Source organism: Leptothoe sp. PORK10 BA2 (assembly GCF_034932105.1).
In the GTDB taxonomy this organism is placed as follows: Bacteria; Cyanobacteriota; Cyanobacteriia; order Phormidesmidales; family Phormidesmidaceae; genus Leptothoe.
On the sequence record NZ_JAYGIG010000118.1, the window covers coordinates 37,308 to 55,510 of the forward strand.

Below are 18,203 nucleotides of genomic sequence, written 5' to 3' on the forward strand. Positions count from 1 at the left end.
ACCTAAGGAAGCCGTCCCATAGCCCAAGATAAGATTCATAAGTTGTCGGAATTGTTTTGGTTCTCATTCAAGATGTGGACTGGCAATCCGGGTTGGACCCAGCTAACAACTGCTGAGGAGCTTCAAAGCCTGCGTCGGCACAACAAGAGAAGTTGTTTAGATATATGTACGATGGGGCATGGGAAATATATACCCGTAGTCAAACCGGCCTAAATGCCAGAGGACTAAAGGATATTCCTGGCAATCTATGACTAACCATAGGAAATTAGAACCATGAGGGGACTGATAAAATTATCTTGAACTATTCACGAATGGCTTAGGGAGTTTGAAGAATTCTTCGTTCGCAAACGTTTATTTTTATATTCCAACGACCTTATGGCCTGCTCAGTTACCTGCTTCAAGTGCTGAAAACTGGGCAGGCTTTGGACTAGGTATCTATGCCTGGACAGTGCAGACCTATTTGAAATTGTATGAAGCGGGAGTGCCCTGCCAATTGACAGACCAGCTGCCCGAGAAAGGTATTGTCCTATTCCATGGCAATGCTACACGGGGGGGCGATATTCACCCTGGTCCCAATCGGCTGCTGATTTGCCTCAAGGCAGAATCCCCCCTATGTCCCCAGGCTCAACTCCACGTGGTGCAAAATCCTTACGAAGCATCACAGTTTCTAGGCTGTTACTTTATTCCCCATTGGCCCCAGCCAGGACTGCAACCCCGCCTGGACCAACGACAGGATAAATTTGAGACTATTGCATTTTTGGGCCACTGCAACAGTCTAGCCGCCGAGTTGAGGACCCCAGACTGGAAAATGCAGCTCGGCCAGAGAGGGCTAAATTGGCAGCCAATCATTAATACCAATGGCTGGAACAACCAGCATTCCATTGACACCCGCTGGAATGATTATCAACACATTGATGCTATTGTCGCTGTCCGTGAATTTCATTTAAAACGTCCCGGCTATCGAAGTAAACCGGCGACCAAACTCTATAATGCTTGGCTAGCGGGTGTGCCCGCCATCCTAGGGCGAGAACTAGCCTATCGGGCTGAAGGAACCGTGGATGTGAATTATTTAGAAGCCAACTCCATGGCACAGGTCTTGTCTTGTTTAGATGAATTAAAACAGAATATAGAGTTCCGAAGAAGACTGGTCAAAAACGGCCAAGCTGTAGCAAAGCAGTATTCTACAGCAGCGATTACCCAAAAATGGATACAGTTTTTGAGCGAGGTTGCTATGCCACGCTATCAGGCATGGTGCAACAACTCTCCTTGGGGATATCAGATGCAACATTGGCAGGCTCAATGGCTAAATTATTGCGATCGCACGCTACGTCGACTAAAGTTTTGAATCCTTAGGGAGCGAATGCCATGGCATAGGTTCTTAGTATTATTACTGAGCCTGAGGGATGGCTTATGGAGGCTTTACCATTTCCAATAACGATTACTCAGCTAAAGTACGAGTTGCGATTATGATGCTAACCTCTACCATGGATATAATCTAGAACAAAGATGTAAGCTAGAAAACGTCTAAACACCAGACATTTAGTAACCTGTCATGAGATGTGAGATTCAGCCAACTCCAGCCCTAGACATTAAGGGAATTTTTGCTTCAGAAAAAAAATCCCGAAGACTTCGAAAAGATATTGGTTTTTACGGCGCAATTATTCACACCCTGCGCGATCTCATCTGGCTAAAAGATTTGAATGGAGTCTATCTTACTTGTAATCATCGTTTCGAAGACTTTATCGGAGTCTCTGAACAAGAGATACTGGGCAAAAGTGATTACGACTTTGTGGATAGTAAGTTAGCAGATTTGTTGCGCGAATACGACAAAGAAGTCATATTTCAAGAATCCCCATCAATTCACGAAGAGTGGACCACATTTGCCAATGATGGCCACCGCGAACTGCTGGAAATAAGTAGGATGCCCATGTATGACGAGAATGAGGAGTTGCTAGGCGTTCTAGGCGTTGGACACAATGTTACTGATCGTAGAGAGTCAGAGGGAAAATTTCAGAAAAGTGAAGAACGGTTTTCCCTTGCCATGCACGATGGTCTATGGGACTGGAACTTGGAAACTAACGAAGTCTATTATTCACCGCGCTGGAAAAGCCTGCTGGGTTATAAAAGTGGTGAACTCACAAATAATTTAACCACTTGGCAAAGCTTGGTTCATCCAGATGATAAAGACAGGGTCTTGACAATGGTTCAGGACTATTTAGTTGGCAAAGCTAATTCATTTGATGTTGAAATGCGTATGCGGCATAAAACAGGACATTATGTTTTTGTGTCGTCCCGGGCATCTCTTGTCTATCGTGATTCCGATAGAAAGGCAATTCGTCTGGTGGGCACCCATGTTGATATAACCGCCCGCAGAAAAGCAGAAGCCTTTGATGACAAAAGTGCCGAAATTCTGGAGATGATTGCAACGGGTAAACCGGCATCAGAAATCTATTCAGAAATCGCATTACTGTATGAAGGACGCCACCCTGGACTACGATGCTCCATGCTGGAATTACAAGATGGTCGACTCATGCATGGAGGAGCTCCCAGTCTGCCAAAAGAGTACTGCGATGCGGTTCATGGTCTGAAAAACGGCCCTAATGTTGGTTCATGTGGTACATCGACCTATACGGGCAAGCGTGTTCTGGTTGAGAATATTGAAACAGATCCCAAATGGGCCAAAATCAAACATGTGGCCCTACCCCATGGCATGCGTTGTTGTTGGTCTGAACCGATTAAAGATTCTTCAGGACTGGTATTAGGGGCATTTGGTATGTACTACAACTACCCCGCCCTACCAAATGAAGAGGAGTCAAATGACCTTAAGTCTGCGGCAAGGCTAGCTGGGATTGTCATGGAGCGGGATCATGCCCAGAAGCGTATACGAGAACTAGCCTATATCGATGACCTAACAGGGCTTGCCAATCGGGCCAACTTTTATCAGAATCTTGAAGTATCCATCAAACGCTCTGACCGAAACAGATCGCGTTTGGGTTTGCTATATATCGACTTAGATAATTTTAAGAGCGTAAATGACAGCCTGGGGCATGATGTCGGTGACTTACTGCTCCAAGAAATTGCTAATCGACTACAAGATGTGGCCCGTGAGACTGATTTTATCGCCCGTCTTAGTGGTGATGAATTCTGTATTCTTGTGAATGATATCGATGATGACTATGCAGCTGTCCATGTGGCCCAGCGCTGTCTTAAGGCAATATCAAAGCCAGTCGCGTTATCGTCAAGGAAATTCACCCCAGCTTGTAGTATTGGCATTGCCCACTATCCTGATGATGGTCCAGATCTCTCCACATTAATCAAAGCGGCTGATACGTCACTCTATGCGGCGAAGGAACGGGGAAAAAATCAGTATGCGTTCTATAACCCTGAACTAACTCAGAAAGTAGAATATCGGTTTCGCGTAGAGCAAAGTTTAAGGGAGGCGATTGAAAAACAACAGTTGTCACTGGTCTATCAACCCCAGGTGGACATAATCACTGGTAACATTATTGGGGTTGAAGCATTGTCACGCTGGTACCACCCACAATTAGGTCAGGTTTCACCCGCCGAATTTATTGCCATAGCCGAGAGAATAGGCATGATTAAGCCCCTGACTGAGTGGGTGTTGACCACTGCCTGCAGTCATTTGGTAGCCTGGAAAAAGGCAGGGTTGCCCACAATTCGGATGGCGGTGAATATTTCTCCTGTTCATTTTCTGGACAAGGATTTTGTATCCTTAATTCAACGGATTATTGATGAGACCGGCATAATACCATCGGAACTAGAACTGGAGATTACCGAGAGTGTTGTACAGACGGAGCAACAAAATCTCTCAACGTTTCGAGCATTGAAAGATCTGGGTGTATTGCTGGCAATCGATGATTTTGGTACAGGTTATTCATCATTTGCCTCTCTCAAACACCTTGAGGTTGATTGCCTAAAAATCGATAAATATTTTATTAATGATATGCTTGTCGACCATAAGTCAAAGATCCTGATTGGGGCCATGATCGAAATGGGACGCAATCTAGAACATAAAATTATTGCCGAAGGGGTGGAAACTGCAGAACAATATCATACACTCCAAAAATTTGGGTGTGAGACGGTCCAGGGATATCTATTTAGCAAACCGGTCAATTCTGGTGAAATATCAAAACTTCTAAGTCACAATCTTGTTAATGGAAAACGAATGTGGCCTAATACACCATGACCTTTTTATCGGTAGGGTTTGGTCTTAACGCATCGTCGTCTCACGAGTCCTTGCGAAACAAGTCGACTCGAAAATCAGTAGTCACGCAAAACTCATCCAATTGAGATATTCGTTCCCGAAACTCCTTAGATGTGCGAAACTGCATTGGGGTCATGGTGATTAGATCCACCAAACCATCACTGCTCAACAAAATTTTGAATCGCACCTGTTCACAACTCACGTTGGTGAGCCCATCGATTTCCATCGGAGGTTGCTTGACAGCCCGAACTTCACTATAGGCAAGTTCTCTGAGTTCAAATAGGTGACGCTCCCCCGGTGACACACGACAAAGCAATGCCCCCTTTTTTAGGATCCGTGGGATATCAGGACTGGTGGGAGCCATAATCACTGTGACGGCATCAAACATTCCACTTAAAAAAGGGAGGCGCATCGTACTCGCAACGACAAATTGTCCCCTTGACTGCTTGCAGGCGGCTCTAACCGCTACCTTGGAGATGTCCAAGCCGTAGACCTCACTCGCTACATCACAAAAAGCAGCGGTGAAGTAGCCCTCGCCACAGCCCAAATCCGCCAAGCGATGGGGTCGCTCCATTAACCTGACCAACGCATCGGCAAGGACTTTGTAATATCCAGCCCCCAAAAAGCGACCTCGAGCTGATACCATCTCTGCATTATCACCGGGTTCGAGGCTGCGCTTTCTGTTTGCAGGTAACAGATTCACGTATCCCTCTTTAGCTACGTCAAAGGTGTGGTTAGTAGGGCAACACAATACTCGACCGTTTTTGGAAAGTGGGTTTGAGCAAATTGGACAGGCATAAACTGTCATGCCATAGAATCTCCCTCTATTTCCCTAATTCCATAGGCCTCTCAACTAACTAATCGTAGCGGCTGTGGGGTGGTAACCCTTGATCGTGTGTTACTACGGACATAAATCCCAATCAATCCTCCCGCCAGCAGAGCCTGACGCATAAAGTCGTCGTTTAGGGGAGCAAATAGCCAATCCATGGAGAACCTCAGGAAAGCATAGGCACGGGGTCAGCCAGTTTAGCATCCAAAAACCCGTCAGCTCAGCAATGGTCAAGGATTGATTTTTGATGGTTTTGGGATGGGCCTATTTTTTTATTGGCCCTATCCACCACCCAAATCATTTATTCCTGTGGGATGGTGACATCAAGTTCTTAAAGTTCTTAAAAAAGGACAAAACTTCACGGCATAGATTATAGTTTGATCATGCCCCAGCGATTTAAATCGCTTGGCCCTGGTTCCCAAGAGTTCCTGTAGATCTAATTTGATGGCTAGTATTCCAAATTTGACTACATAGGTAAAATGCTAAGAGATCTTATTTCCTCAGCAGAAGTAATTTTTATCAAAAAAGTTTTTATTAAGAAACTACGGGATTAACCAATCTAGTAAGAATAATTCTATGAACGCTTCTGCGGTGTCTTGTTTTCCTGTGAACAGGTGACAGGAATATCGGGTTTTCCCTAGGAAAGCTGCTGTTTGAACTGCAATCTGTGGGAAAAGCCTTGGAAGCTATTCGGGGTATTCATCTCATTGTCATTTTTGAGCCTTCATTCCATACGTCTTGACTATGGTATTTGTTAGCACCAAACCCACCCTGCCCAGCTGGCTTTGTGAAAATATTTTGCAGGGTACCTTGCCATGGCAAAAGTCTTCTATACAGCCCTACAGCCATTTTAACCATGTCTATACCCTGCATGACTCCTTTTTGTTAGGCACCTATCAGAGTGCGGAAACCTACGGAGAAAGCGTGCTTTGCTTTTTGTGGGATGCCCTATGGTTACCAGAAAGCGTTACCCATCAGGCTCAGCCCGGTGAGCCTATTTTTTTACTGATCAAGGCAACCAAGACCATGGGTATTGTCTTCTCTGAGGGGACCTTGCCTAAGTCTGAGAAACAGCCCCGTCGCATTCTCAAAGCCGAACATGTGGAAGTGGATGACCAAACTGTTTTAGTGATTGACGATATCCATCGTAATACACTGACAGTGGTCTTTTCAGGCCAGTTACACTTTTTGGCGATGGATAACCGACAGCGGCAGCTGACCCTGGATATTAAGGTTGATAGTTAGCCCCCATCCCTAGGGCAAAAAATCAGGGGTAAAAATCAGGTTCGGAATCCAAAGACTAAGAAACCCAAGGCTCAGACAGTTACACTAGGGATAGTGTTAACTAATGTAAACATGTCCCCCCAGCTTAATTCTCCTCTGTCTCACCGTCGGTCTAGGCACCCATCTAAGATCAGGCCTAAGGTGATCGTGATTGGAGCGGGCATCGGTGGGTTAACGACGGCGGCCCTATTAGCGAAGCGGGGTTATCAGGTCTGTGTCCTGGAACAGTCCATGGTGCCTGGGGGCTGTGCATCTACATTTCGCCGTCGAGGGTTTACCTTTGATGTCGGGGCGACCCAGGTGGCCGGTTTGGAACCGGGCGGCATTCATGCTCAAGTTTTCTCAGAATTAGGATTAGAGCTGCCCCAGGCTGAGCATTGCGATCCGGCCTGTGCTGTTTTTTTACCAGGGGAAACCACCCCCATTAGCGTTTGGCGCGACCCCCAACGGTGGCAGGCGGAACGGCAACGGCAATTTCCAGGCAGTGAACCCTTTTGGCAAAAGCTCAGCGATTTATTTCGCTACAGTTGGCGATTTCAGGGCCGACAGCCGGTATTGCCACCGCGTAACCTGTGGGATGCCTGGCAGTTAACCCATGCGCTGCGTCCTGACACGTTGCTAACGGTGCCTTATACCTTCTCCACCGTCGGGCAGATGCTGAAAGGATACGGCCTCTATGGCAATCGACGGCTGAAAACCTTTTTAGATCTCCAACTCAAGCTTTATTCCCAGGTGGGTGCAGACGACACCGCCCTGCTCTATGCCGCCACGGCCCTAGGGGTTTCTCAGGCTCCCTACGGATTGTTCCATCTCCAGGGTAGTATGCAGGTGCTGAGTGATGCCCTGGTCAAGGCCATTCAGCAGTTTGGCGGCCAGGTTTTGTTGGGACATGGGGTGGATCATATTCAACTGGAGGGCAATCGACCCAGGTTTGTGCGTATTCACCAGCAAAAAAACGGTGCCACCTGGCTGGAGCCGACGGATCATGTGGTGGCTAACGTCACGGTGCAAAATCTAACGACATTGCTAGGCGGCCAAACTCCTAAGGGCTATCAGCAACGGGTGGATAAGCTGATGCCATCGTCGGGGGCTTTTGTGGTGTACCTCGGGGTGGATCAGGCCGCCGTGCCCCAGGATTGTCCCCCCCATTTGCAGTTTCTCTATGACTATGACGGTCCTATTGGGGAAAATAACTCCCTGTTTGTCTCGGTGAGTCGTCCGGGGGATGGGCGTGCCCCCGATGGGATGGCTACGCTTGTGGCGTCGTCATTTACGGATGTGCAGGCATGGCAGCAGTGCTCCAACTATGACCAGATGAAGGCGGACTATGGGGCGGGTGCGATCGCAAACCTCGGCCAGTTCTTCAATCTAGCCCCAGAAAACATTATCCATACCGAATTCGGCACTCCCCGCACCTTCGAGCGCTACACCGCCCGCCACCAAGGTATGGTGGGCGGCATCGGCCAGCGACTATCCACCTTTGGTCCCTTTGGATTTGCCACTCGTACCCCTATTCCCAAGCTTTGGTTGGTGGGGGACTGTGTCCATCCCGGCGAGGGCACCGCTGGCGTCAGCTATGCAGCCATGACGACAGTGAGGCAGATTGAGGCCATGGAAGGGAACTAGATAAAACAGCCCTTGACCGTTGGCACAGATCAAGGGCTGTTTGTTATGGGTTATTGACTATGGGCTTTATGGGCTGAGCTGTTAGGCGTGGAATTTCTAACCCCTAACCCCCACCAAAGCCGGTTGCTTGGCCGACTGCACCACCACCTTAGAATCCCCATCCAGGTCAAAGATCGCCGTATCACCGTCGGTAATCGTACCGGTGAGTAAAGCTTCCGCCAGCGGATCCTCAATCAAACGGGAAATTGCTCGACGCATGGGGCGGGCTCCATAGGCCGGGTCATAGCCCTTATTGATCAGGTGCTGCTTAAAGGCCTCGGTGGTCTCTAACTTAATGGCCCGCTCGGCTAACCGTCCCGTTACCTGGGCTAGGAGAATATCAGCAATCTGAGCTACCTCAGACTTAATCAACTGACGGAAGACGATAATTTCGTCAATTCTATTCAACAGCTCGGGTCGGAAGAACTGTTTCATTTCTTCGTTCACCAGGTTGCGAATGTTGTTATAGCGAGAGGTCATTTCATCGTCAAGGCTAAGCTCAAATCCCAGACCGCCGCCGCCTTTTTCAATCACCTTGGACCCAATGTTTGATGTCATGATGATCAAGGTGTTCTTAAAGCTCACCTTGCGCCCCTTGGAGTCACTCAGATGACCATCGTCCAGCAACTGCAGCAGCAGATTAAAGACATCGGGATGGGCCTTCTCAATTTCATCTAGCAAAATAACGGTGTAGGGATTACGACGCACTGCTTCAGTCAGCTGTCCACCCTCGTCATAACCCACATAGCCCGGAGGGGAGCCAATCAGCTTAGAGGTGGACTGGGGTTCCATAAACTCCGACATGTCGACCCGAATCATGGCATCTTCCGAGCCAAAGACCGTTGCCGCGAGGGCCTTGGCCAACTCGGTTTTACCCACCCCCGTGGGGCCAGAAAAGATCATACTGGCCATGGGACGATTGGGGTTGCGCATGCCCACCCGGGAGCGTCGCACCGCCTTAGAAACCGCTTCAACCGCTTCATTTTGGCCCACCACCCGCTCATGGAGGGTGTCTTCCAAATGCAGAATCATGGCTGATTCCGATTCAGTCAAACGGCTGACAGGTACTCCCGTCCAAGAGGCAACAATGTCGGCAATGTCTTCATCGGTCACCGCTGGATGGGGGGTATCGCTGGGGAGTAACTCCGCCAACAGACCCTGCTCTTTGATATACAGTTCACCCAACTGGTTAAAGGACTGGCTTTCTATCAGCTGCATAATCTCGGTTTGCACCTGGCGCAGCGCAGTACGTTTCTCCCCAGCGGGGATTTTTTGGGTGTAGCGCAGTCGCACTCGGGAACCGGCTTCATCAATCAGGTCAATGGCCTTGTCTGGCAAATGACGGTCGCTAATGTAGCGATCTGATAGGGTGGCAGCGGCTTCTAACGCTTCGTCCGTGATGGAAAGATGGTGGAATTGTTCATAGCGTCCCCGCAATCCAACCAAAATATCCAGGGTATCTTGGACGGACGGTGGATTGACTACCACCCGCTGGAAGCGTCGCTCCAGGGCTGCATCCTTTTCTATATACTTGCGATACTCCTCTAGGGTGGTGGCTCCGATGCATTGCAGCTCACCGCGAGCTAGGGCAGGCTTCAGCATGTTGGCCGCATCCATGCTGCCTTCGAGGGACCCCGCCCCCACTAGGGTATGAATCTCATCAATCACCAAAATAATGTTCTGGGCCTCACGCACCTCTGCTACCACCTGGCTAATGCGCTCTTCAAAGTCACCCCGGAAGCGAGTACCAGACACTAGCATCGCCAGATCTAGACTGATCACCCGACGATCAAACAGGGCTTCGGGGACATCTTGGTTAGTAATGCGCTGGGCAAGACCTTCTGCGATCGCAGTTTTACCCACCCCCGGCTCCCCCACCAGCACTGGGTTATTCTTCGTGCGGCGCCCCAAAATTTGCACCACCCGCTCAATTTCCTGGGCTCGGCCAATCACCGGATCGAGTTTACCCGCCGCCGCCAGCTCAGTCAGGTCAGTACCAAATTCAGCCAGGACTCCCTTCGGCTTAGCTGCCGACCCGGACTTCTCATCGTCCCGTAGACGACCGCCACCAGCAGGAATCGCCGACACCTCTCCAATGGTGCGAATTAGCTGAGTCCGCACCTGGTTAGGGTCTACACCTAAATTATTCAGCACCCGATAGGCCACACTTTCAACATTTTGAGTCAGGCTTAGCAGCAGATGTTCTGGCTCAATGTAGGGATGATCCAGCTTGCGCGCTTCTTGAAACGCCTGCTCAAAAACCTGCTTCACCTTGGGCGTAAACGGAATTTCGGTCGGACCATTGCCAGACCCACGGCCAATAATGGACTCCACCTCAGCCCGAGAATTAGCCAGGTTGACGCCAAAGTCGCTGAGCACCCGAGCGGCGATACTAGAGCCTTCCTTCACAATTCCGAGTAGCAGCTGCTCACTACCCACAAAATTGTGCCCCAGGCGTCGTGCCTCTTCCTGGGCTTGCATAATCACCGCAATTGCCGCATTGGTGAAATGTTCAAACATGTTTTATGGACCTCTGCCAGGATATAGAGCCGAAACCTATAGACAAGTTGAATAACTTGGTGTTAACCAAGATTACTTCAGACATTAAGATTTTTAACTATGTAATAAAAATATACCCATCTTCGAGGCATCTCGACAGTCAGGAGAGCCGAAGTTGGATAGGGGGGGTAACCCGTATAACCCAAGAGCCAACGGATATGGTTTCAGTTTGCCCGAAGGATAAAGAAATTTATAGGTAGATAAACAAACGAGCATCTAATCTCCACATCTACGCAGAGTGGATAAAAGATTCATAAAGAAATTGCCTCATCACATGACTTTAGGCAATTGCCCATAGGAATACATCTAAATCAAGGGCAGTCATTACGGAATAGTCAGTCTGTATTCTTTTCTTAAGCCGGACAAAACCGCAACTAACCCTTGGCCCATCAGCTAGTTAAGGCCCATTAATATTCTGTCAGAAGTAAAAAATAAAGCTAATAAGGACTTGTTGGGGGCTTATGCTCTTAATTCCCGTAATCGTCCCATATCCACCGCTAGCTGAGCCCCATTGCCCTAGGGCAATGGGGCTCAGCTAAATTTCGCAGCCCGTAGTCAGTACTCTGAATGCGCCATCGCCCCTTACCCACGGTTAGGCTCAAATCATGTCGGCTTGCACAGTTTGACAAGTCTTTAGAACATTCTGATCGACATCGGACAGAGTGCTAATGGGGGTAAATCCCTCAATATTAAACTCAGCCGCCGGACCAGCGGTGAAGGTAGAATCTGCGGGTAAAGAGTAGGGATGGCTAGTCTGCTCATAGCTATCTACCACCATGAGGTCTAGGCCAGTAGCTGAAATGTTGCCACTGAAACAATCAAACGAAGAACTTGGCATGTAGAACCCACCGACGGCTCGGTTACCCGTCACTTCGAACACCATATAGACTGAGCCAGGTTGAGCGGCCACTGCCTGCTGTCCGTATAGGTAGATCCCATCTAAAAGGGGTGTACTACTGGCTACGGAATCAGCAACAGCCGTCAGGGGAGCTAAGCTACTCAGCAATGTAGCACTGAGCAAAACGAGTGCAGACTTGATGAACTTCGGGCAGCGGGAGCGGAGTGACAGATTAGCCATGGGTTACGTGGTTACACCTCTATACGCTTAGTATTCATGAAGAGCCGATTTATCTAAGTGATACCCCTAGGCCTAGCTGATGACGTTCAGCACAGGCCCCTGTGATCGCTGTCACAACTGCTTGTATTGCTGGCATTGCAGCACTTATACAGACTTGGGTGAGCCGGAAAAATCGGCTTTCACCATAAAATCATGATTGCTTTGAGACCACACCTCACCCATGACGTCACCAACTTCCCTGACGCAAGACTTTCTGTCACAACAATTAGAAAAGTTGGATGGCCGCAGCTACTCTGCCTACAAAGGTTTGAAGGGGAACTACGCTTTTGCTGATTTCACCCTCACCTTGGCCCACATTCAAGGGGACCCCTTTGCTGCCCCCAGCCGGGTCAGTATTTTTGTCAGCCATCGCCACAGTCAGTGGCCCCAGGATTATTGGCATACCCCGACTCGGCGTATCGTGCTAGCAGATTTTCTGCATCGGCAAATTATTCATACCATCCCGCAGGTTGAACAAAATCGAGGCTCCGGTAAAAGTGGTCGACTGATCATGGCCTCCACCAGTCAGGTTATCTTGGCCCGCACAGCTGTTCAGGTCACATTGGCAGGCATTGAGCTGCGGCTGGGGGTGGGTTTGCCTGCCTTTGGACGACGTATCGCCGGTCAGGCAGCACGGCAGTTGCTGACGGAGGACTTACCCCAGTTGGTAACCACCACCCTGCACTATCAGCCAGCATGGCAGTCGGCGGTGGAACAGCACATGGCCACCGTGGAAGATGCCAACGCCCTCAGGGCACAACTCTCTGAGCACAACCTGGTGGCCTTCATTGCCAATGGCTCAAGGTTGCCTCGCCGTAGCGGTGTCGATTCCCAGCCATTACCAACGGCTGTTCCCTTCAATGCACCCAGTTCTTTAGAGGTAACCCTACGAGCACCCCACGCTGGCCCCATCACCGGCCTGGGAATTCCCACCGGGGTCACCCTGATTGTTGGTGGTGGCTACCATGGCAAATCAACGGTACTCAAAGCTATTGCCCATGGTACCTACAATCACATTCCCGGCGATGGTCGAGAACAGGTGGTGGCCGATGGGGCCACGGTGAAGATCCGAGCGGAGGATGGTCGCAGTGTGACGGGGGTGGATATTTCTCCCTTTATCGATCGGTTGCCCCAGGGCCTGTCGACCCAGGCGTTTTGCACCACCAATGCCAGTGGTAGTACGTCCCAGGCGGCCAATATTTTAGAGGCCATCGAGGCGGGGGCCAAGGTGCTGCTGATTGATGAGGATACGGCGGCGACAAATTTGATGATTCGCGATCGCAACATGCAAGCCCTGATCGCCAAAGCTAAAGAACCCATCACCCCATTTATCGACAAAGTCCGACAGCTCTATAGTGATCACGGCATTTCTACGGTCTTAGTCATGGGCGGCAGCGGCGACTATTTCGAAGTCGCGGATCAGGTAATTGCCCTAGATAATTACCTGGCCCATGACGTCACTGCCCAAGCCCAAGCCATTGCCGCCCAAAATCCCAGTGAACGTCAAGGAGAAGGGGGACAACATTTCGGCACCATCACCCAGCGTCGGATCCAATTGCCCCCATTTGACACCGGTCGTAAACCCGCCAAAGTCAAAACCCAGCGGCTCACCACCCTGACCCTCGGCTCAGAAGATATTGATCTCCGAGGCATCGAGCAACTCATAGAACAGAACCAGGTTAGGGCAATTGCCCATGCCATTCTCACCTGGCAACAACAAAATCGGACCCACTCCCTAAAAAATCTCCTAGACGACATCATGACCTGGGTGGAGAAACAGGACTTTGATGCCCTCACCCCCTATCCCATGGCTGACCTCAGTGAATTCCGTCGCCATGAATTAGCCGCCATTATCAATCGGTTGAGAAGTCTCAGGGTAATTTCGGAGCGGTAACACAACTACCTTGGTAAAATTACCCAGATTAAACCCTTAGCATCGCCATGGTTGAACTTTGGGTGAATTCTGATGGTCAACGATAGTCAGTTAATTCAGGAGGGCACATTGAACTGACGACACACGTGCCTTTTTATACCTATATTAATCTTCGGCCCATGGAACACCCTCAAGAACCCAATCTCGAACAACCCCGGATTAAATGGTCCTGGTTCACCCTCAGCTGCGTCAGCCTAATGGTTGGCTTTTTATACCTAGCCGTTGTGGATATTGCCGGTCCAGTTCAGCTCACTCAAAATTCAACCGAGCAGCAACCCTAGGGGCAAATTTTGCAGTTGCTGATTTAGCCGATGTCGGTCTATCAGACATGCTATATACCGACATCTGGTAAATGAAATCATCCCGAGGATCAGCAACGCCACGGTTTATGTCTCACTCCAAAAAGCGGGTTAGGGTAGCACTGTAGGTCTGATAAGGTTTTACCCCGGTCAGGGTCTCCACCAGTTCTCCCCCCTTAAAGAACATCACGGCTGGCATTCCCTTCAGTCCAAACCGTTTAGGCACCTGCTGATTCGCATCAAAGTCGATCTTCATCACATTTACCTTTTCTCTGTAGGCTTCTGCCAGCTGATCGATCAAGGGGGTTACTAGCTTGCAAGAGCCACACCAAGACGCCATACAATCCACTACCAGCAGCGATTCTTTTGCCAATAGGGAATCCAATTCTGATTCATTCTGAATAAAGCGAGCCGCCCCTGTTTCCTCCTGTTGGCCTAACGCCGCCAGGGCATAGTTCACTTCAGCCGCAGATTGATTGCCGTTAACCATGGTTAACTGATCCCGCTGCTGATAATAATCAATTAAAGGGGCCACCTCTTCCCGATAGAGGGTTAAACGCTGACGCATGGCGGAAATAGGTTCGTCTTGGCCATGCTCAGCCACCAGACGTTTAATCAATAATCCCGTCAGGGACTTAAGATAAGCCACCTGAGCCGCCGGCTGGCCCACCGCCAACAACCACTGATCAAGGGCCTGCGCTTGGTTCAGGGTGCGAGGAAATCCCTCCAACACATACCCATTCAGCATCACGTCCGGTTGCTCCAACCGTCTCCGCAGCAGCTTCATCACTAACTCATCGGGCACCAACGCTTCGGCGTCTACTTCGGCGTCTACATAGGGGCGCGCCTCTAGACCTATGACAGATTCCTCAGCAATGGCTTTACGGATAAGCTGCCCCATGGACACATGGGGGACATGCCAGGATTGGGATAGTGCGATCGCATGATCCTTAATTCCTATACCCGGAGGGCCCAAAAGGATAAGCTGCTTAGATTTCATGGCATAAAAATCCTATAACCATAACGCCATAGGCAGAATTTACGCAGTCATACAATGGACTGCACCTACAGTTGGTCATTATGTTTCACCGGCCCAATCTGCCGTCATTTCTATGCAGATTCTTTTAGATTTGGAGCGTTTTCCGTCTCATCCAGGGACAAGGCAAAAGCGTGAACCATGTTGGAGGCTAACCTCCCTTGGGCAATTGCCAGAATTCTAATCTATCTCCCTGTCTCTTCCCACCTCCCGGCTCCATTCCTTCCTGGTATCGTAATGCTGGGCCAATTTATGGCTGGGCCATAAGTTGGCTGGGCCACTTAGTATTAAGGAGACCGTCGAATGAGTAACTGCCCGCTAGTATGGGTCATTATGGGTGTGTCCGGCTCAGGGAAAACAGTGGTCGGACGCCTGCTAGCTGAGCGGTTAGAGAGTGACTTTTTAGAGGGCGATCGGCGACATTCTGGGTCCAATCTTCTCAAAATGAAGGCTCAGACACCTCTACAGGATGCCGATCGGCACCAATGGCTGATAGAGATAGAGGATGACATGGGCCGGGCCATTGCTAAAAATCGGGAGACGGTGCTGACCTGTTCTGCCCTAAAAGCATCTTATCGACAACAACTCAACTCTTTGGCCCGGGTTCAACTGGTGTGGCTCAATGTGCCGAGGCCAGATCTGGAGTGCAGGCTGCGGCGACGGTCGAATCATTATATGAAGCCAGAAATGTTGGATAGTCAATTGGCAGCCTTTGAACCTATCGGCCCCGAAGAGAATGTGATTACCCTGGATGGGCGGTTGCTGCCCGCTAAGATTGTGGATGAGTTACTGAATCAGGCCACTTGGCTATATCCAGATTTAGAAAAAACCTGGTGGCAACGGTTGGCGATATGAAATCCTGGCTGATGCCAGCCTAATCCCTAGGGGTTGTGCCTGCGTAGCTAAAGAGCGGTCCAAAATCAGATTGAGTAGTAGCTGGTGGATCTGGTGTTGGAGTATCAATAGCTTCGGGGGCGATTTCAGGGGGCTTGGGTAATTGCAGTTCCCACCATGGGGGAGTCGGTAACTCAGTCTGCTTCCAGTTTTTGGGTATATGGCCAGACGGAGCGAGGATGGCAATGGGGACCACCATTTCCTGGGGGTTAATGCCTCCGTGATAGCCATACTTTTTGCTTTTGGAATAACGGATGTTTTCAGTCCAGGGGGCAATGATGGACTGGCCTTCTGGGGCAATAACTCGTGCACCAGTCATTTTCAGTTCGTTATCCTTGGGTTTACCCTGATCAACTCGCCAGCGCTCTCCTCCTTTGGCTCCTTTGGGAATGTCTTGGTAAGAATTGTTGTAGTGCAAGACATGACCGTGGTCGCTGGTTAAGACGATCAGTCGGTTGGCACTGTTGGCTGCTTGCAGAATGGTTTGGAGGATCTTGATGCGATCGCAACTCCACACAATGTCCACCTGATCGGCTTTGCTCAATAGATCGTCCACGGCATTAATGACTAGCCCTACTACTTGATGTTTCTTATTAGAGAGGGTTTCATACAGATCATTGGAAATATCTGGGGGATCGTCAGATAGTAAAGAGTCCTTATGAAACAGGACTGGTGGATTGCGTTTGGCGAACTTAACTAGAGCCGGGTGCTGCCTAAATCCCTTTTTCTCCTCGGGTTTTAGGCCTTTGGTGAGCTGACCACATAACAGACTCGCCCTAGAAACACTAGTTTCTGAGGGAATGGCGGCTAATCCAGGTTGCAGCGGAGATGATTGTTCTTTAGGGCAAACTAACTGCCAGGCTTGTTGTTGGGTAATGTGGGACAGAAGCTCATTGCTGACGGCCATGCTCATCCCATCCATAACAATGACTAAGACAGGATGGTTAGTGGCTAAGGGAGCAACGACAGTATCGAGAATATCTTCAACGGGCAAAATGGATTTTCGAGTGGAGCCCACCGCTGTCCAATTTTGGAGCAAATTGGCAAATTCCTGGGCCTGTTTTTCGCGACAGTGGGTGACTGTCTCAAATAGTTTGCCGTAGGCTTTGGCTAGATCCCTGTGGGGGTCTGCGACGGGTAGCATCAGTCTGGCCCAGTCGAGGAAGCTACCGGTTGTGGTGTGATGTGCGATCGCATCTTCAAGAGACTTTGGTGGGGATTTTGCTTTCGTGCTGGTATCGGTCACAAGCCACTGGGCTAACCGCATGGCCATATCCAAACGCTGCAGGCGGCGGTTGGGTTTATTAGCCTGGTGGTGTTGCTGAACGATTCGATAGGTTTCCAGCAGGTTGTCGAGGGTGGCCTGGGTGGGTTGTTGCACGTGGGTAATCAGATGCCGACTCAGGGTAGTGAGTATTTGGTTGAACCCTTGCTCTGAAAAGGGGCTGAGATAGGCAAGTTCTTTGGCCCCGATTTCAGCCAGAATGGTATCGCTACGATGGATCAGAGCATATTGTTGTCGATCGGGCAGTTGTTTTAATGTCTGCTTTGCAGCTTTACTCCAGCTCTGCATCATGGCAGGTTCGGGACTATCACCTGCGAGAAAGCGTTCTTCTAGCTTGCCAATGGCCTTATCTAGATTGGCTTCAGGATGGTACACCACTGCTGCGACCAGCCCCAGGGGTAGGGCATCGGGCTGTTGAGCATGGTCAACACATTTCAAAATTGGTTTAACCGTAGGACCGGCCAGGTTAGTGAGCCAATCGCCGACGGCGGTTTTGATTTCGTCAGACAGGGTTTGGTAGTGTTCGGTATGATCTGCGTCCGTAGACCAGTGGAGGATGGCTACCAGATCTGGGTAGTTGGCTGTGAGCTGGATGCTATGGCCTAGTAACAAGGGCCACACCACTTCTGCATCTAGAAAACCACCCATGGCGGGGGAATATCGGTTAGCGGGCATCCAGTCCATTAATATACCGGGCATCCAGCGATGCTCCATCAGTCGGGGGTCAATATTGGTAGCCCGAAAGAGGGATTTGATAATTTGCCAGGGGTCAATTTTAAATAAGCGCCGTTTGGCCAGACGGATCAGAATGTCCTCCGCTAGGTCGCTTTCGTCTAAGGCGGTAACGATGACGTGAATGGCGGCTTGGGCAATATCAGCCTGTAAGGCCAAGCGAATGGCCAGAGGGGAATCGCACTGGTCAATCAGGTACTCTTGGTCTCCATCAACCTGGTGCCGCTCGCCACTCCAGCGCCCCTGGGCGTGGATACCAATGGTCTGACACGACTCCTTAGATTGACTAAGGACAGCCGCAACCTGGGCCTTGATTTGACTAAATGTAGGGGCGGCTATCACTCG

12 protein-coding genes and 1 pseudogene are annotated in these 18,203 nt (G+C 49.9%); 7 read left to right on the forward strand and 6 right to left on the reverse strand.

What is annotated here, in order from left to right; all coding sequences use genetic code 11:
- Positions 1-493: 493 nt before the first annotated feature.
- Both VB741_RS17585 and VB741_RS17590 read left to right on the forward strand, forming a co-directional pair.
- Positions 494-1,345 (forward strand): glycosyltransferase, encoded by an 852-nt coding sequence (locus VB741_RS17585; RefSeq protein WP_323366495.1) that lies wholly within the window; start codon positions 494-496, stop codon positions 1,343-1,345.
- A gap of 207 nt (positions 1,346-1,552) precedes the next feature.
- Positions 1,553-4,207, forward strand: coding sequence for a bifunctional diguanylate cyclase/phosphodiesterase (locus VB741_RS17590; protein WP_323366496.1), 2,655 nt, complete (start codon positions 1,553-1,555; stop codon positions 4,205-4,207).
- Between the two features lie 40 nt (positions 4,208-4,247).
- On the opposite strand, the gene VB741_RS17595 is transcribed toward VB741_RS17590, so the two are convergent.
- A complete protein-coding gene (locus VB741_RS17595) occupies positions 4,248-4,871 on the reverse strand; it encodes a methyltransferase domain-containing protein (protein WP_323366497.1) in 624 nt (207 codons plus the stop codon).
- Positions 4,872-4,907: 36 nt separating this feature from the next.
- Positions 4,908-5,033: pseudogene (locus tag VB741_RS26465) on the reverse strand (putative RNA methyltransferase); the annotation flags it as partial.
- Positions 5,034-5,798: 765 nt separating this feature from the next.
- Between VB741_RS26465 and VB741_RS17600 the strand changes: the two are divergent.
- Together VB741_RS17600 and crtD are read left to right on the forward strand one after the other, a co-directional pair.
- Positions 5,799-6,299, forward strand: coding sequence for a hypothetical protein (locus VB741_RS17600; protein WP_323366498.1), 501 nt, complete (start codon positions 5,799-5,801; stop codon positions 6,297-6,299).
- A 111-nt stretch (positions 6,300-6,410) separates the two neighbouring features.
- On the forward strand, positions 6,411-7,964 hold the full coding sequence (crtD, locus tag VB741_RS17605) for a C-3',4' desaturase CrtD (protein ID WP_442786386.1): 1,554 nt from the start codon (positions 6,411-6,413) through the stop codon (positions 7,962-7,964).
- Positions 7,965-8,060: 96 nt separating this feature from the next.
- Here crtD and VB741_RS17610 read toward each other — a convergent pair whose 3' ends face one another.
- Positions 8,061-10,523: an ATP-dependent Clp protease ATP-binding subunit gene (locus VB741_RS17610; RefSeq protein WP_323366500.1), complete on the reverse strand. Its 2,463-nt coding sequence runs from the start codon at positions 10,521-10,523 to the stop codon at positions 8,061-8,063.
- 637 nt (positions 10,524-11,160) lie between these two features.
- A complete protein-coding gene (locus tag VB741_RS17615) occupies positions 11,161-11,640 on the reverse strand; it encodes a hypothetical protein (protein ID WP_323366501.1) in 480 nt (159 codons plus the stop codon).
- 220 nt (positions 11,641-11,860) lie between these two features.
- On the opposite strand from VB741_RS17615, the gene VB741_RS17620 reads away from it, so the two are divergent.
- Positions 11,861-13,573 carry an ABC-ATPase domain-containing protein gene (locus tag VB741_RS17620; protein ID WP_323366502.1) on the forward strand — a complete coding sequence of 571 codons (1,713 nt, stop codon included), beginning with the start codon at positions 11,861-11,863 and terminating at the stop codon, positions 13,571-13,573.
- Between the two features lie 158 nt (positions 13,574-13,731).
- Positions 13,732-13,893, forward strand: coding sequence for a hypothetical protein (locus VB741_RS17625; protein ID WP_323366503.1), 162 nt, complete (start codon positions 13,732-13,734; stop codon positions 13,891-13,893).
- A 112-nt stretch (positions 13,894-14,005) separates the two neighbouring features.
- Here the strand turns inward: VB741_RS17625 and VB741_RS17630 are convergent, their stop codons facing one another.
- Positions 14,006-14,911 carry a nucleoside monophosphate kinase gene (locus tag VB741_RS17630; protein ID WP_323366504.1) on the reverse strand — a complete coding sequence of 302 codons (906 nt, stop codon included), beginning with the start codon at positions 14,909-14,911 and terminating at the stop codon, positions 14,006-14,008.
- A 339-nt stretch (positions 14,912-15,250) separates the two neighbouring features.
- On the opposite strand from VB741_RS17630, the gene VB741_RS17635 reads away from it, so the two are divergent.
- A complete protein-coding gene (locus VB741_RS17635; protein ID WP_323366505.1) occupies positions 15,251-15,802 on the forward strand; it encodes a gluconokinase in 552 nt (183 codons plus the stop codon).
- Positions 15,803-15,821: 19 nt separating this feature from the next.
- Here the strand turns inward: VB741_RS17635 and pglZ are convergent, their stop codons facing one another.
- Positions 15,822-18,200: a BREX-2 system phosphatase PglZ gene (gene pglZ / locus VB741_RS17640; protein ID WP_323366506.1), complete on the reverse strand. Its 2,379-nt coding sequence runs from the start codon at positions 18,198-18,200 to the stop codon at positions 15,822-15,824.
- Positions 18,201-18,203 lie beyond the last annotated feature (3 nt).

Excerpts from the sequence above, each read along its gene's own strand:
- VB741_RS17590 (WP_323366496.1), top strand. The coding sequence starts at position 1,553 with ATGAGATGTGAGATTCAGCCAACTCCAGCCCTAGACATTAAGGGAATT.
- VB741_RS17610 (WP_323366500.1), bottom strand. The coding sequence starts at position 10,523 with ATGTTTGAACATTTCACCAATGCGGCAATTGCGGTGATTATGCAAGCC.
- VB741_RS17635 (WP_323366505.1), top strand. The coding sequence starts at position 15,251 with ATGAGTAACTGCCCGCTAGTATGGGTCATTATGGGTGTGTCCGGCTCA.
- crtD (WP_442786386.1), top strand. The coding sequence starts at position 6,411 with ATGTCCCCCCAGCTTAATTCTCCTCTGTCTCACCGTCGGTCTAGGCAC.
- VB741_RS17595 (WP_323366497.1), bottom strand. The coding sequence starts at position 4,871 with ATGGTATCAGCTCGAGGTCGCTTTTTGGGGGCTGGATATTACAAAGTC.
- VB741_RS17615 (WP_323366501.1), bottom strand. The coding sequence starts at position 11,640 with ATGGCTAATCTGTCACTCCGCTCCCGCTGCCCGAAGTTCATCAAGTCT.
- VB741_RS17600 (WP_323366498.1), top strand. The coding sequence starts at position 5,799 with ATGGTATTTGTTAGCACCAAACCCACCCTGCCCAGCTGGCTTTGTGAA.
- VB741_RS17630 (WP_323366504.1), bottom strand. The coding sequence starts at position 14,911 with ATGAAATCTAAGCAGCTTATCCTTTTGGGCCCTCCGGGTATAGGAATT.
- VB741_RS17620 (WP_323366502.1), top strand. The coding sequence starts at position 11,861 with ATGACGTCACCAACTTCCCTGACGCAAGACTTTCTGTCACAACAATTA.
- VB741_RS17625 (WP_323366503.1), top strand. The coding sequence starts at position 13,732 with ATGGAACACCCTCAAGAACCCAATCTCGAACAACCCCGGATTAAATGG.